Origin of the sequence: Xenorhabdus budapestensis (assembly GCF_002632465.1) — a bacterium.
Classification (GTDB): Bacteria; Pseudomonadota; Gammaproteobacteria; order Enterobacterales; family Enterobacteriaceae; genus Xenorhabdus; species Xenorhabdus budapestensis.
In genome coordinates this window covers 1-16885 of record NZ_NIBS01000035.1, presented here as the reverse complement: position 1 = coordinate 16885, position 16885 = coordinate 1, and the positions used below count along the sequence as shown (strand labels likewise).

General features: G+C 45.2%; 8 protein-coding genes and 3 pseudogenes. 3 read left to right on the top strand and 8 right to left on the bottom strand.

The features are described 5' to 3' along the window. Positions 1–149: 149 nt before the first annotated feature. The 8 genes and pseudogenes from Xbud_RS17480 to Xbud_RS17450 form a co-directional block, all read right to left on the bottom strand. Entirely contained in the window at positions 150–683 is a 534-nt protein-coding gene (locus tag Xbud_RS17480; protein ID WP_099137318.1) for a hypothetical protein, read from the bottom strand. 146 nt (positions 684–829) lie between these two features. Next, positions 830–1093 carry a helix-turn-helix domain-containing protein gene (locus tag Xbud_RS17475; RefSeq protein WP_099137317.1) on the bottom strand — a complete coding sequence of 88 codons (264 nt, stop codon included), beginning with the start codon at positions 1091–1093 and terminating at the stop codon, positions 830–832. A 261-nt stretch (positions 1094–1354) separates the two neighbouring features. Next, positions 1355–1684: pseudogene (locus Xbud_RS17470) on the bottom strand (integrase domain-containing protein); the annotation flags it as partial. 65 nt (positions 1685–1749) lie between these two features. After that, entirely contained in the window at positions 1750–2043 is a 294-nt protein-coding gene (locus Xbud_RS19650; RefSeq protein ID WP_145956661.1) for a hypothetical protein, read from the bottom strand. Positions 2044–2449: 406 nt separating this feature from the next. Continuing rightward, positions 2450–8890, bottom strand: a complete 6441-nt coding sequence (locus Xbud_RS17465; protein ID WP_099137316.1) for a S8 family serine peptidase — start codon at positions 8888–8890, stop codon at positions 2450–2452. 49 nt (positions 8891–8939) lie between these two features. Continuing rightward, positions 8940–9509 carry a DUF5625 family protein gene (locus tag Xbud_RS17460; protein WP_099137315.1) on the bottom strand — a complete coding sequence of 190 codons (570 nt, stop codon included), beginning with the start codon at positions 9507–9509 and terminating at the stop codon, positions 8940–8942. Between the two features lie 120 nt (positions 9510–9629). Continuing rightward, positions 9630–11045, bottom strand: a complete 1416-nt coding sequence (locus Xbud_RS17455; protein WP_099137314.1) for an HlyD family type I secretion periplasmic adaptor subunit — start codon at positions 11043–11045, stop codon at positions 9630–9632. A 98-nt stretch (positions 11046–11143) separates the two neighbouring features. Continuing rightward, positions 11144–13279: a type I secretion system permease/ATPase gene (locus Xbud_RS17450; protein WP_099137313.1), complete on the bottom strand. Its 2136-nt coding sequence runs from the start codon at positions 13277–13279 to the stop codon at positions 11144–11146. Between the two features lie 966 nt (positions 13280–14245). Between Xbud_RS17450 and Xbud_RS17445 the strand changes: the two are divergent. The 3 genes and pseudogenes from Xbud_RS17445 (at position 14246) to Xbud_RS17435 (ending at position 16802) form a co-directional block, all read left to right on the top strand. Then, a pseudogene (locus tag Xbud_RS17445) lies at positions 14246–15303 on the top strand (IS3 family transposase). Next, positions 15293–15881, top strand: a pseudogene (locus Xbud_RS17440) (IS110 family RNA-guided transposase); the annotation flags it as partial. The pseudogenes Xbud_RS17445 and Xbud_RS17440, both read left to right, overlap by 11 nt. 255 nt (positions 15882–16136) lie before the next feature. Further along, positions 16137–16802 (top strand): hypothetical protein, encoded by a 666-nt coding sequence (locus tag Xbud_RS17435; RefSeq protein ID WP_099137312.1) that lies wholly within the window; start codon positions 16137–16139, stop codon positions 16800–16802. Positions 16803–16885 lie beyond the last annotated feature (83 nt).

Genomic DNA, 16885 nt, shown 5'->3' with positions numbered 1-16885 from the left:
GCTGGTAACAAACTGAGGAAGTATTTAGCAAGAGCGTCCTACGGGCAAAGCCCCACAGGAACGATCACCACCTCCATAGGAGGTGGTTTAAGAGTGACAGCAAAAAGGCCGCTTACGCGACCATTTTATAATTCGAAAATATTGATAGATTATTTAAAAATCTCATCTAAAATCTCGTTCATACTACTATAGAATTTTATTTGGTTTCTACCTTGACCTATAAGCCGAAGTTTATAAGAACCATCAAGATCTGATACCCCAATATTTCTCAATGCGGGCAGCATTGTTTGCTCTAAGAATTTTATATCCCATTCTTTTTTATCACTTGAAATATCTCCAGAAAATGAAGGTTCATGTGGCAAATTACCTCGATTCATTTTATAAGAGACTTCAAATTTTATGTGATGATGCACTATGGCTAAAAAACCATCCCAAACCATATCAGCTTCTGCTAACTCAGAAAAATCAAGTTTAATGTTTAATCCATTATTATAGCTAGCTTGAAGGTGAGGTTGTCGACCTGAAATAGAAAACTCTTTTTCTTGAAAGTAGCCTATAGTGGTACTAATGATCTCCTCTCTTACTTTGGGTAACTGCTGCGAAATAATTTCGTTTCTAAGTTCCCAAAATTTCTTTTCTTCATTACGAAGATCTTGCAGTTTCATATCCTGTTGCAACGACATAATCACCTCATTTTAATTGACATATTTTAATATGCATAGGTTATTTTATACATTCCAATAGGCTTAACATCTGTTAGCCAGATTAGCAATTATATTTTTTCTGGGAAAAATATTTATTTTTCGTAACTATTTCAGCTGAGAAAAAACTATTTTTGTAACTTGTTACGAACCTTACGTTCAATAAGTTGACCGCACATATCAAAATACCGACTAGGCCAAATATCTGAAGGATGGACTCCGAGATAATCCGCAATTATCCATTCGCCTTTAGGCCATGGTCTACTGAGAGTATTCGCTAATGTCGATGAACTGAGTCCCGCTTCACGGGAAACTGCTGCCAAGGTTGTACCACGCTCGCGCAATGCAGCAATTATATCAGCTTGATGCCAATCATTTCTAAAGTTATTCATTCCTGCTACCCCTTTCCATTAATTAATATTGATGGTGGCGATTCAGACAGGGTTCGCAGTACCGGTGGTGTCCAACCGGCGAGGCCGAAGCCTCCCCCGCCTGAATCACCATTGAAAGGGTGATAGCAGACGCACTGGTAGAAACATCCTACCAGTGGGACACCATATTTCGAGGCTGCGAAACCTCACCACTAGATTTTGCTAATGGCGGGAATACTTTAACTGATTGTTTTATCTAACTCAATAACCGAACGGCTAAGTTTAACGGCTATAAACCCGTTCAACATAACGCCCGCGACCATCACCATGTCCCAAATCCATTGAAACCAATGCTCGTGCTTCCTGACGGCTAAAACCATTCTGTTGGTAAAAATTCAGCGCATCCTGCGCCCACGCATAGCGCAAACTATGAGAAGAATGGCAGCCAGTTAAACCAATCTTTGTGGTATGTGTTCGCCAGTAGTTCATGGCCTGTCTGAGATCCGGTTTATCAATCAACCTGCCACCACGTTGTTCTGTAATGGTAATTGCTTGTTCGACAGCCTCTTTTACAGCAGTAATATTTAATACGCGGGTTTGTCTTGGTCGGCCGTCTGTATAAACAGATCATCCCCACCGGCTAAAAGCCAGCCTCGATATCATCAAGTTCTCCTTTTTCAATCTATAAATGCAGTGTCAGATTCACTGAGTGGTGAAGCAGGCATGAGCCTGTCAGGGTTGTGGTGTTCTTTGGCTGCGGCGTCACTTTCAGCGGTAAACCTGCCAAAAGTGACGCCTTGAATTCCACAAACGATCAGAAAAAGTCGTGCAAGTGTTGAAATACCAGTAGGCACCGTAAGGTTCAGTGTGAAATGGTAGCAATGAGTTAATTGTTTTGGCGTAGAAAAATTGTCCGCTGAATATTTCAGGCAAAGATAATGAGAAGTATGAACTGGATAGGCGAAAAACATCCTGTTGTTCATTGAAGATAAAGGAAAATAGGATCTATGTTGATTTAAAAAGTCAGTGCATGAATCAACGTTCCACACTTCAATGACAATATAAAAACACCCTTTTGAGATATTTTTAGTTTAAGAAACCTTCATCGCCAGACAAGGGGTTTGTGTCTGACAATATCTGCTTCCAAAAGTGTGCAGATGTACCGCAATACTTGCTCTCCCTTTCAGGCTACGGGAATTTTATTTCGCCGCTTAACGTTGATCCTTGCAGGCGATAGGATCGTTTTAGTTACAGCTCCATACATTATCTATTGGATTGAAGCGAGTCAAATGTTTGTTCAAGGTAGAACAACACACAACTTTTACCAGCTAGTAAGATGCCCGCGATGATTATCGCGGGCGCTATTACCCATTACATTTAGTGCCAGTTGGCAGCCAGTACAGGTTGCAGCCGTTGTTGCTCAACATCGCTGAACATTGTGGTTGCAGGAGCTGATGGTGCAAATGCAGCCATAGACTGAACAAGGTGCTCAACCTCACTATCCATCAAGCGATGACCATCACCGACCATAATGCTTGCTGGTCGTTCAGGAGAACTGGCATACCAATTATGCAGCGTGACCTCCTGTTTGCTACCAATGACCGAAATCTGCAAATCCTGCCCAGCATGCTGGAATCTCAGATTATCAAGACTGATATCCTTTCCTAACACCAATTTGCCCATATCACCGCTAAATTCTAACTCATTGAATCCATGCCCGACTTCTACAGTCGACATAGTACCACTGGTCAAAATATTGTTATTACCATCACCAACTTTTACCATCGACATAGTACCGTTAGCAATAATATGGTTATTACCACTTCCTACTTCTATTTTAGCCATAGTACTACTGGACTCGATATTGTTATCGCCATTTCCGGCTATTAGTTTGCCAACATTGCCGGTAATGATGTTATTACCATCACCTAGCGTGATATCGGCACCTCGTCCTGTTACATTGATCTTATTATCACCATGTCCAGCGGCTAGTTTATCGACATTTCCAGTAATGATATTGTTACCATCACCTAACGTGAGGTTGGCATTTCGTCCTGTCACATTGATCTTATTATCACCACGTCCAGCAGCTAGTTTATCGACATTGCCGGTAATGATGTTGTTACCATCACCTACTTTAATCGTCGGCATAGTACTACTGGATTCGATATTGTTATCGCCATTTCCGACGATTAGCTTTTTAACATCACCAATAACGGTATTGTTACCATTACCTAGAGTGATATCGGAACCACTTCCCGTCACATTAACCTTATTATCGCCATTTCCAGCAACAACTTTATTAAGGTGAGCTTCCACAATGATCGTTTTACTTTCATCTCCCAACGTAACTTCAGCAAAAGTATTTTTAACTATAACAGTATTGGGATAAGTGGTTATTGGTGTCGGTTCTACTATTGGATCAATTTTCGGAATAGTAATTGGTTTCCGATCAACAAGAGGAATCATAATTGATTCCCAGTCAATAGGTGGAATAGTAATCGGTTTCCAATCAGGAATAGTAATTGGCTTCCGATCAATATCAATAGAAGGTATGCTAGGTGTCAATGAGTCCGGCACTGTAATAGTTGATGTATCAGGAGATTGCGGCACGACTGGTTTGACCGTGGGTACCAAGTCTGGTGCATGTTCCGCAAAAATGAAGTCGGCTGCATCGATCTGTGAAACATCCAGAGTATCAAGATAAAGCAGTTCCACTTTTGAATCAGCGCCATTTGTCCCATTAAACGTGACGTTAACGCCATGAATTTGTGACAACCCATTGATCGTACCACGATTGCTTTTAGTGATAGAAAGTTGACTAAAGTCAGTGATGCCAACTTGACGCAGATCGATCTTATCGATTCCGTGGCGGAACCCACGTAATGCGTTTCTGTAATTATTAGCACCGGGTTGAGCTGCTATAACAAAAGTGTCTGATGTTGCACTATCATGGCTATAAATAGTTCCATCCAGGCTAAATTTCATCTGACCCTGAGCATCAGTACTGAGCGAAACCCAATTGCCTCCGCCATTAAGGATCACTGTTCCCAGGCCTTCTTGTGGTTGGTGCGTAGAGGTGTCACTACTGGTGTAGGTCATTGGCGCGATAAAGGAATCTTGGAACTTGAAATTCTCAGCACTGATTCCAGTCACTTGCTGATTTTTCAGGGTAATACTCTGGTTATTACCCAGATCAACTTTAACATCGTCCCCTTGTTGAGTCAGTAGCAAGTCAGCAAAGGTTTTTCCACGAAATCCGACCAGATCGATGATTTCGCCACGGGCGGCCTCGAAATTACTGATAATATCGCTGCCAGCTTCACGGCGGTGAACCACAAAGAAGTCCTTACCCGCACCGCCAATCAGCGTGTTGTTTCCACGCCCGCCATCTAGCAAGGCATCAGTATTACCTGCAACCAGCGTATCGTTGCCATCACCGGTGACAATGTTATGAATGCCCGATGGATCCTTGATAGTTAACGCGGCACCGCCAATGCTGGCAACACCGGTCTGCAAGTTGACCGAGGTATCGCGTGAAACCGCCGCCGCATTGAGGGTATTACGCCCACCCGTCACGCCATTAACTGCATCATCCAGTACTGCACGGTTGGCTTGCCCGACCACCGACTGGATATATTCGTCGGTGTAAAAATAAGTATTATCCGGTGTACTCTTGCTGCCGTACAAACGGAGTGACCAAGCATTTAGTGTGGCTGGCAGACCCGAATTTGCACTGGTGACTTGCAGCGTCCAGTTACCCGCCGAGTTTTCACCAAAATCGTGGGTCGACATAAAGCTGTACTTGAACGTTCCCGACTGGCTGCTACCCATATCAGTCGCACTCGCGCCCGGCAGGCCATCTGGAATCTTACCCTGGCGATTGAGCAATATGCTCTGAGTGCCATCGGGAGAGATCAGTTTGAGCGTTAAATCGCCAAGACGACCCACCTCGGCGTCAAAATCAATTTCGATATGCTCAATGTTCAAACCAGCATTCATAGCAATGGAGGATGACAGCGTTTCACCCGCAGCCAGGGTTTTGCCAAGAGCACCGCTGGAAGCACTATAGACGTACTCGTTGGCAGCCGTGCTTTGCGTCATCCAAGACTCGGCCAAGCGAACAGCGGCTCGTGCATCGACTGCGCCAAAACCATAATCATTACTGGTGTGCATTCCACCGCCATTCCAGTGATGGCCGCTATTGTCGCTCCATTCGGTGGATGGGTCATTTACCTTGCGAGCGGACAGTGCAAGGATCTGCTGCACGTCACGATAGCCCAGGTTCGGGTTGGCCTCAAGCATCAGTGCAACAATACCGGAGACGATCGGTGCGGCAAAGCTGGTGCCTTGCATACTGGTATAATCATTACCGAAAGTTGAGCCACGTTCGGTTTTCAGCATATGGCTGGTCGATACCACATTACTGCCCGGTGCAGAAACCAGCAGGCTGGCACCCGGGTTCGAAAACGGTGAAGAACCAATCTGCAAGGTCGATAAATCGCCCTGTGCGTTGATCGCACCGATTTGTACAGAAAAACGGTTGTTACTGGTCAGTGAACCCTGAGCATTGCCGCCTGCCGCACGATCATTACCGCCAGCTGCAACAATAACTGTCCCCAGTCCTCCACGGCCATTAGACGCCGCGTATTGGGCATTCAGGCTCAGAGATGCGGCGGTATTTATGGAACCATCCTGAAAACTACTGAGCGCGAAATCGTTGGTGAATCCCCAGCTATTGTTGGCAATGTCAAAGCTGACCATATGCCCAAGTCCCGCAAGGTCGGCTCCGTCATTAGCCAGATAATAGCCACCCAATGTAGCGCCATGGGCAACCCCTACGCTACCAATATCATTCTTCGTGGCAACCATCACACCCGCCACCATCGTCGCATGGTTGGAAACCACGTTTGGCAAGGTGCCATTGGTTTGTTGAGTCTGTAGCCAGGCTTTGTCAACATTCGCTGCAAGGTCGGGGTGAGCGATATCAAAGATTTCTGGCCCGGTGGCGAATTTGCCGCCCGGTTCAAACTGACCGATACGCACGCCTTTGCCGGTATAGTCTTTCCAAACCGGCAGGATGTTGGCATCGCTCAGATACCATTGCTGAGCAGCCAGTGGATCGAGCGGGACTTCGGGGGTCAGTAAGGTAGCAACGGCCCGCATTGGTGCGGTTTCCCCGCTGCTCAGATCCACTACCGAAGCTGAAGGATTGCTGGCTGCATCGGTTACACCATATTTGAAGCTGATCACGCCTGTGTAATTAACATCCGGCGTAAATAAGACATCGCCCTGCGCTGTGAGACTAACTGTACCGCCTATCGCATCCCCGACATTGGCAATGCGCAGACCACCTTGACTGTTAAGGTGTTGATCGTTAGCCAGCAGGCTTTCTGCGGAAATCAGATGAGGCTGGGTACGATCAAAAGCCCTGCCGTCTTTATCGTGGGTAAGGACATCCTCGACAGGCATCGCATTGGGTATTTGTAAATCAACCGCCGAAATATCTGAAAAATTGAGTTTCTGGATATTTTTCAGTGTTACCGTGCCGTCACGTCCGGCAACTTTATCAGTTACAATATATCCACTGTCAGTGCGGGTAATTTTATAGTCTCCGTGGTTGCCATGCAGGCTGACTATGTTGACCCCCCCATCGCCATCAATAGTGGCATTGCCGTGCCCTACCTCGATAACATCATCACCTGCACCACCGAAAATTTTATCGTCTCCGCCACCGGCATGAATGATACTGCCACCTTCGGAAGCATAGATGATGTCGCCCTGAGATCCCGCATAGATAACAGCCTTGCCAGTGCCACCAATGATGGTATTGCGTCCACTGCCGCCGGTCAGGACATCATTACCCATTCCACCGATCAGAACTGAGTCGCCAGAGCCGCCCTTGATAAAGACACCATTGGCACCACCACTTCTGATGACATCATTGCCGCTTCCACCTTGGGCGACGGTTAAACCCGCTTCGGCCATGTTCAGCTCGACACCGTTGTTGCCAACAATGAGCGCTGTATCGTATCCGCCATTGCCATGAATGTTTTTCGTATCGTCAGAAGCGCTGATAACAAAAACGTCATCGCCGGCACCACCAACATAGGTATTGCTCCCCGCACCTCCGACCAGCCAGCTGCCGGTTTTTGCTGCAATCAGGGTATCATTACCGTTGCCACCATAAAGATTGCTCACACCCAGTTGCTCCGCATTCAGAGTTTCACCGGTTTCACTCTGGCTGGCGTACGCCGTGGTCGTGATATCGTTGTGGGTAGAGGTCACTCGTGTGCCAGTTCCCTCAGTGCTCAAGATATTGCTGACGGGATCACCGAGAAAATCAACCGCCAGCATTTCCCGGGTTTCGCCATTGATGGTGAAAGATCCACTGGCAACAACTTTGTTCCCATCACGCACCTCGGCTTTATCCGAGGATCGGACACTAATCTGGGTAATACCCAATTCTGCTAATGTCTTGAGCTCGCCCGTATCGACTTTCGCATCGTGTGAACCATCAACCCAAACCCTCAATTGGTTCCAGATAGGATCACGCTCATCAATCATCCCGTCCTTATTGGCATCTTCACTGGCCAGTGCACCGAAACCATCCTTGAATTTTTTCTCGCCTGCAGCACCGTTTATCCCGGACTTGCCGCCGTAATACTCAGAGAACATCTGGCTAGCATTTTTTATCTGACCACTCCCATCGTCAATCACCAATATTCCGGTATTGCGATCCGCCCAGCCACTGCGCTTGAGCGTGCCACTGTTATCCATGTCGAACAACACGCCATCACGGATGTCAGTCATGTGTACGCCATTACCGCTCAGATCCAATAACAGAGGGTCAACATATGTGTTGAACGTTGTCATCGCTGATAAGCCGTTCAACGTCACGGCGTTGCGTAGGCCAAAGTCCAGTTTGCTCGTGTCTCCGGGCTGGTAGAAGGGTTTGTAGAACTCCGACAGATAGGTGTTGGGCCGCACATTGGGGTCAAGCTGCATTTCACCAGGACGAATACCTCCAGTGGCAAGGCCGGCCATCTGGGTAGAGGTAAAGTCTGTTTTGTTGAGAATATCTCCGATGACAGATATTTTGTGTGTCGCCGCATTTTGGATATAACCGTTGGCAACATCCTGCTGCGCCTTATTTTCGCCCTGAATATGTTTTTGGGGCTGTGGGGAGGAATTAATATCAATGTTAATCAAGTTTGTTGACGGTCCAGGGACACGCTTACTTTCATCCGGGGTTAACCATAAAGTTTTAGTGACATCTCTTGCATCATGATACTCATAATATTGACCATCACGAACCAGATGGTTACTAATGATTTCAGCCCCATTAAATTTTAACATATTATTCAAAGGAATAATGTTATTCACGGGAACCAGATTTCCTTGCATGCCATGCGTATTGTATCCAATAGATGTTAATGAAAAAAACACGAAATCGACGCAACTGTTGAAGCCCACATTATATTTTGTAGGATCAAATCTACCTGATTCTGGGTTTTTTGAAAAATCCTTTAACTTATTGTATTGAGCTTCAGTCAAGGCTACGGTGATTTCATAAGAGATTTGTTTATAGGCAGCATTATCATTAGTCGTTACTTGCCCTTCACCAATCGGCTCACCATACTTTGACTCAAATCCGTAACTTTTCTCATTTCCGTTCCCATCATTTATTGAATACCACATATGACCGGCTAATGAAGGGTGCACGTCTCCCGCTTTGTTTTTTCCCTTATCTTCTTGATAAATATATTCAGCTCCTCTCGGAGCAACTTTATAGGTTACAGTATATTTCTTTTCCATACTTATTATTTCCTCTACTTGTTATTTCTCTTTGTTTTTTCTACAGAAGTTAAATTTTCGGATTAAAATAGGTGAGTTCGACAAAACTCTCAATTCCATTAAAAATAGGGATATCCTCCAGGGTGGTAATGACAGCAGAATAACGTCCGGGAGGTAATGAAAGTGTTTTAATTTCTCGCGCCGCTGTATTTACAAATCTTTCTTCATAATAAAAAGCCCGTATCCAACCATATCCGCCTGCATTTATTTTCTCGTCAAAAAAGAACCTGTCGTTTCTAACCAGATGAAGCGAAACGGGGGTTATTACTCCGTCTTTATCAATATCTCCGAACAGCTTAAATCGCCTTTCCATTTCATCATGGCTATCTCCAGTAGCAAACAGCAGAGCAAATTGATAATCTCCCTCCTGTGGGATTTCAAAATCAAAAGTCACTGACTGACCGGCCTTGGTGACATCAACGGGTTTACGTATTGTTTCCGCTCTCTGATGGCAACCGCTTAACCCCGAGACGAACCCGGTACAACGGACCAGTCCGGTAAAGCCTAAAAAAAAGAGGATTAACCAGCCACAAACTAAAAAAATAAGGAGATAGCCCCAGTGCCGAGGTAATACCTTCATTTTGTTGCTCCCAATAAAGTAAGATGACAAAAAGTCTCAATAATCACTTATCCCACACCAGGAAAACGGTAAAAATAACGCGCTGAGTCCGACAGAAAGTCCCTCAAGCGCCTTCGGTTTTTAACGCTCCCGCAAACTTTCATCGATATGCTGCCGTAACGGGCTTAGGAAGTAATCAATCACCCGACGCTGATCGGTTTTTATTTCTGCTGTTATCGACATGCCCGGAGACAGTGCAACTCGCTGACCATTGACCAATAGGTGATCCGACTTCAGACGAATACGGGTGCTATAGATAAGCCCACGCTTTTCATTTTCGATAGCGTCGTTTGATACACTGAGCACTTCACCATCAACGGTTCCGTACTTAGTGAAATTAAAGGTTTCCACCTTAACGGTGACCGATTGACCTATGCGGACAAAACCCACATCCTTGTTTTCCAGCATGGCTTCTACTTCTATCGGTTGGTTTGCGGGGACGATGACCATCAGTGACTGAGCGGGTGTCACCACACCACCGACGGTATGGACTGCGAGTTGTTGAACTGTGCCCGCCACTGGTGCGTTGAGGCTGGTCAGTTTTTTCTGGTGATGGGCTTTTGCCAGTTCCTGCCCCAGAATTGCTGCTTTCTGGTTAGCTTCCTGTTGCAGGTCAAGCATGGCGCGACGATTTTGCGCAACAACAGTTTCACGCCGACGCCATGCTTCCTCCTGAGCGGCAGCGTGCTGCAAGACACTGGCCTGCTGGACACTTAACTGACGCTGCAGATCCAATCGAGTTTGCTCTTTTTCCAGATATTCATGTTGCGACACATATTGTTTCGTCAATAACCGTTGGTAGTCCTCGGTCAGTTTCGTGGTAATCGGCAGTGTTTTTCTCAGACTGGTCACCTGAGCCTGAGCAGACTGGATTTCGGCGCTGCGCTGGTGGATTTCGGCATCCACTAACTCCAGACTACTACGGTATTCCTGATATTGCCCTTGAAGCCAACTTTGAGCACTGAGCACCTGTTCTGGATTAGCGTTGGGAATCGTGCCTACCAGTGACGCTGGTGGGTGTTGCTGATTGATCGCATCAAGCATAGCAGTGCTTCGCGCACTATCGATACGCGCAGCCAGCAGTTCGCTCTCAATCCGATTGACATCAGCGTTCGCAGTTGTCGGGTCGAGTTCGATCAATAACTCGCCAACTTTCACTGACTGACCGTCATTGACATGTATCGCTCTGACTACTGCTGTGTCACTGGGTTGAATCAGTTTGGTTTTACCATTGGGAACAACTTTTCCCGGCGCGACTGCCACGACTTCGATTTTGCCGATGCAAGCCCAAAGCAATGCCAATAAAGCGAAGCCCATGATGCTCCAGATGAAAATTCTCGGCGCTGGATGAACCGGCGTTTCCTGCAACTCCAAAGCTGTTGGTAAAAACTGTAATTCATGGGGAAGGCGCGGTGGCACATCCATGTTTTTACGTTGACGCCAAGCCTGACGCCATATGCTGCGATAGCGCTGCAATAAAGAAAGAGTGGCGCTCATACGAAATCATTTTCCTTGAGTCGGGGAGGATTTGTCTTGATCACTTCTGCCTCTGGTTACGTTATTAGCCAGTATCATCTACGTTCTGGATAAAACCTTCAGCCTTGCTGCATTTGGTACAGTCGTGAATAGTGACCGTTCTGATACGCCAGTAACTCAGCGTGAGTACCTTGTTCAACGATTTTTCCACGATCCATCACAAGGATTCGGTGAGCGTCGCGTACTGCTGACAACCGGTGGGCAATAATGATGACTGTGCGTCCCTTGCAAATGCTTTGCATGTTCTGCTGAACCACCCGTTCAGATTCATAGTCCAGCGCACTGGTTGCCTCGTCGAAAATCAAAATACGAGGATCACCAATCAAGGCACGGGCAATCGCCACCCGTTGTCGCTGACCGCCCGAAAGTGACGCACCGTGTTCACCCACTATCGTGTCGTAACCTTCCGGCAACTCAAGGATAAATTCATGAGCCCCAGCCATTTTGGCGGCATGCATAACCACTTCGATCGGCGCTCCGGGGTCGCTCAAAGCGATATTTTCACGAATACTGCGGTTGAATAGCATATTGTCCTGTAACACTACGCCTATCTGTCGACGCAACGAGGAGACATCAGCCAACGCCAGATCCATCCCATCGACCATAACCCGCCCGCGCTCCGGCACATAGAGCCGCTGCAACAGGCGAGTCAAGGTACTTTTACCTGAGCCGGAGCGACCAACCACGCCAATAACTTCTCCGGCACCAATACTCAAATTGACGCCACTCAAAACCTCAGAGCCATCGGGACGATAGCGAAAATGCACCTGCTCGAATGTAACCTGCCCTTTGAGCGGCGGTACCGTACTACGTGTAGACTGAGATAATTCAGTACGGGAATTGAGGATGTCTCCCAGACGCTGCACCGAGACCCCGGTTTGCTGGAAGCTGGTCCATAGCTGGGCCAGACGCATAATAGGGCCGCTGACACGACCGGCCAGCATATTGAATGCGATCAGCTCTCCCACCGACAGCTGCCCTTCTATCACAAGGCGAGCACCCAGCCAGAGTGTGGCAACCGTTACAAGCTTACCGATAAGCGAAACGCTTTCATTAGCGAGAGTCGATAAGGTCTGGGTTTTGAAACCCGCGGCCACATAAGCCGCCATCTGGTTATCCCATTTACGGATGATTTGCGGCTCAACCGCCATTGACTTCAGGGTGTCGATGCCGTTTACCGTTTCAACAAGAAACGCCTGATTTTCGGCGTTGCGTGTGAAGCTGTCCTGTAACCGCTTACGCAAAAGCGGGGTTATTAAAGCCGAAACCAGGGCATAGAGCGGCAAAGACAACAACACAATGAGGGTCAGCCAGCCACTGTAAAAGAGCATGACTAGGATGAAGACCAGGGAAAAAAAGACGTCAATCATCAGCGTAATGGCGTTACCGGTGAGGAAACTGCGAATGTTTTCCAGTTCGCGTACACGTGCAACAGAATCACCGACGCGTCTGGACTGGAAATAAGCCAGCGGTAAATTGATTAAATGCCGAAACAAGCCCGACCCCAACTCTACATCAATCCGGCTGGTCGTATGCGAAAACACATAGCTACGCAGACCACTCAAGGCTGACTCGAACAGCATAATGCCCAACAGCCCCGCAGCGACAACATCCAATGTCGTCAGGCCGTGGTGTACCAGCACTTTGTCCATGACCACCTGAAAGAACAACGGTGTCACCAGGGCAAACAACTGCAAGGCAAAAGACCCCAGCAAAACTTCCCCCAACAGTTTGCGGTATTTAACGATAGCCGGGATAAACCAGGTGAAATCAAAACGTGAAGATTCACCAGGCAGACTATTACCAGAACGCACGAGCACCAGTTGCCCAGTCCAGCGCTGCTCAAGCTCCTCGAAGCTGATAACTTCAGCGCGAGCTGAATTTGGAACCTGAATCAAAGCTTTTTCCTGATCTACCTTGGCTAAAATAAAAAACTTTCCATCTTGATCAATGGCAATAGCGGGTAATGGTGTGTGTTCAAGTCTGGCAGGTGTGGTATGCACAGCCTTGGCTTTCAGCCCTGACTTTCGTGCAGCCAGCAATAGCTCCTGCTGAGTAATACCTTGATTGGCGCTAGAGAATTCGTGTGAAAGTTGTTCGATTGAGATGGCTATGTTGTGAAACCTGGCCAACATGGCCAGGCAAATCAGTCCGGTATCCAGTTCCGGGGAAAAATTCGGCGACTCAGTGCTCATTTATTCTTTTTTCCATATTGCATATGTGACTACTTTTGCAAACCAAAAACATTCAATAATGCAGGCGATTACAGATTAGGCATTATCAGTTAATGATATGGGTATGTTCAATAAAATTTATGAATATTGAATGAGAATTAAAATATTCAGTAATTTTAACTGCCTAATGGAATAAAATGATAATTAACTCGCATTTAAAAAATACATTAATGCCATTAATTAGTGTATTCATCTAAACCTAAGTTATCCAAGAAAGCGCTATGATGAGATAATATGATTAATTAAAAATTAATAAGCAAAATTCAAATTATCTTTGGAAAGAGGGGAAAAACTTAAACCGTATTTCTGTTTATTTTTCTGAATGGAACAAGGTGTATTTGCCTGTTCCATTGTGTATTTTATGAAAGATTATTTGCCTTTCATAATCCCCTCTGCATCACCATCTGTCCGGGCATACAGGCTAATTGTCGAGCTCCCCTAAGTTCTGCCTTACACTGACGCGCTGCGCTTGTCTTCTCCATGTTGCCGGGCTAATACATTAACCCGGTAACACGGAGAACTAAAAAAATGCCTGCCAGAAAACAACTTACCTCCTCACTCGTTCCTCGTTTTTCTTCTCGCTTTTTGTTTTCCTCACTGCAAAAACAGGTGAGGAATTGAGATTTTTTTATCATTAAAAATCAATATCTTTTTTGCTCCTCACTTTTTCTGTATATATGTAAGAAAAGTGAGGAAAAAGGTGAGTCGTAAAATCCCTTTTCTCACTTTTTTCCTTATTTTTTAATTTTCATTATTCTGGTTAACAATGGTGAGTTCCTGCCCGTTACGGGTAATCAATCCTTCTTGTTCTAACTTGGTTAGCCAGCGGCTGAAATTCTTCACATTTACTCCCATCGCTTTTTGTTGTGCTTTAATAAATTCGGACACTTTGGTAAAGGAATAGAATGACTTTAATAAGGTGTCTTTATGAAACGAAAATCACCCCAAAAATTTACCGATAACTTTAAAAGAGAAGCGGTCAATCTGGTTGTTGAACAGGGCTATACAATCCCACAGGCAGCTGAAACCTTAGGTATTCCAACAAAACTCCTGTATACGTGGCGGAAACATTATGTTGAGCAATCTAAACCCGGTGCTTTAACCCCCGATGAGCGACAGGAGTTGTTGCAGCTTCGTAAAGAAAATAAACAGCTGAAAATGGAGAAGGAGATCTGAAAGAAGGCGAGCGCCTTCTTTGCGAGAGAACTGCTGTAAGATGTTGGTTCATAAAAGAACATGCAGAGCCATTTCCCATTTGCCAGTTATGTCGCGTGATGAAAGTCAGTCGTTCCACGTTTTATGCCTGGCAGGCAAAACCCGTTCGGTTACTTTCTGATGAGCAACAAGCATTACAGCGAAAAGCGACGACGCTCTTTAAAGAAAGCCGGGAAAGTTTAGGCTATCGGATGTTGGAGAAACAATTACGCAAAGAAGGCTTTACCATCAGTGACTATCGGACCCGAAGCTCATGAATCAGCTCGGATTATCCGTCAGACAGCGGCAACACTACCGGGCTCCGCGCAAAGGTAAAGCGATATCAACAGTCTGTCATCTACTTAACCGGAACTTTAATCCGTTGGCGCCGAATGAAGTTTGGGCAGGAGATATCACCTATTTGAAGACGCCCGAAGGCCTTAATGAAAGCGTATCACTTACGTCAGCCGTCATAAGGCTGTGTTTTTCATAGTGATAGAGGGAGCCAATATACAAGCCAGCAATACCGGGACTTGCTCAGCAGTTATGACATGAGGGCAAGCCGGGGGGATGTCGGGGCGTGTTGGGATAACGCTGTTGTCGAACGTTTCTTTGGCAGTTTGAAACAGGATTGGCTCTTCAAAACCCATCATGAAAACCAGGCAGAGAGGAAAAAAGATGGATTGGATTATCTGCATTAATACAATTTAACACGATTGCACACGGCCAATAATGATTTAACACCCGTGGAATATGAAATGGCCTTCGTAAAAGTGTCCGATTTTTCTTGAGCAGAACACACCGGTTGGCGTTGATATCGCAAAACATCTGATTCAGATCCACTTCATCAATGAGCACACTGGCGAAGTGGTTGATAAGCAGGTATGTAACCAGGATTTTCTGACTTTCTTCAGTAACCGGGAACCCTGCCTGATTGGTATGGAAGCCTGTGGTGGCTCTCATCACTGGGCACACGAACTGACAAAACAGGGGGCACAAGGTACGACTGATGCAGGCTCGGTTTGTTAAAGCGTTCCTAATGGGCAACAAAAATGACGTGATGGATGCCCGCGCTATCTGGATGGCAGTACAACAGCCCGGTAAGGCGATAGCCGTCAAAACAGAAGAACAACAGTCAGTACTGGTTCTGCATCGTTCACGCAGGCAACTGGTCAAGTTCAGAACCGCACAGATTAATGCCTTGCACGGTACGCTGCTGGAATTTGGTGAGACCCTCCACAAAGGCCGGGCAGCGTTGGACAAAGAGTTACCGATAGCACTGGAACGACTGAAGATGCGTCTTCCTCCGTATCTCATCACCGTGCTGGAGGAGCAGTACAACAGGCTGGGTGAGTTGGATTCACAGATAAATATCCATATTAAAAGTAAAGATTTGTAATTTTAATTGTAATGACACTAATACTAGCATAGCGTCAAAAACTATAAGGATTATTCCACTTAATACATCATGGATTAAGTAGTGACAACGGAACGAACCTCCCGAGAGCATAGGTAATCGCATGTTTATAAAAGATGGTTTTCGGGAATTTTTCTCGTTTGCAATTAACCAATTTGCAATTTGAGAGATTAAGGAATATTAAAGCTAACTATTGTGAATGAGTATATGCATCAGATAAATGTAGATCATCCTAATATAGATGAATTTTTCCCTTTTGATCAAAAATACCTTCGATATCATAATGATAAACTAGGAAAAGGATTATGTTTTGGCATTAGCTTTTGTCTTTTATCACATTTGGTATATAAACAAGGTTCAGATATATTATGTCCAAAGATATCATTCAATCTTACAAGAAAATATATGGATAGACTGAAATTATCATATTCACTTCGTGATGATCTGTATCAATATATTATCAAAAAACAACAATATGAGTTTCAGGATAATTATCTTAGGTCATCAAAAAGTATAAATATAGATGAACAAAATGGTTATGGTATGTTATCTATGGTTCGTATTGACAATGATAATAGCCGTAGCGCTCATCCCAGCTTTCATTATAATCGTCATATCTCAATTGATAATCACATAGGGGTTATAGTTTGGGATAATAGCAAATTATTTATATTTGATCCAAATTGTGGTGGTTATTTATGTTATTCAATTTGTGGAGCTTTCAATAAAGAAATGTTTCCTCATCTTATTGATAGCTTAATTGATAATATGTATAGGAGAACAACTCGGAACGGCCATTCTAGAATTAAATATATACACAAACCAAACAATATAAGACATTACTTAACTGATGTTGTTAAGTTAACCAGATAAATTATCTGCATTGTTGCTATAATCAATAACACGATAATCAGATTTTCCGGCTGTTTTTATGAAATCGCAGATAACACTTTCTG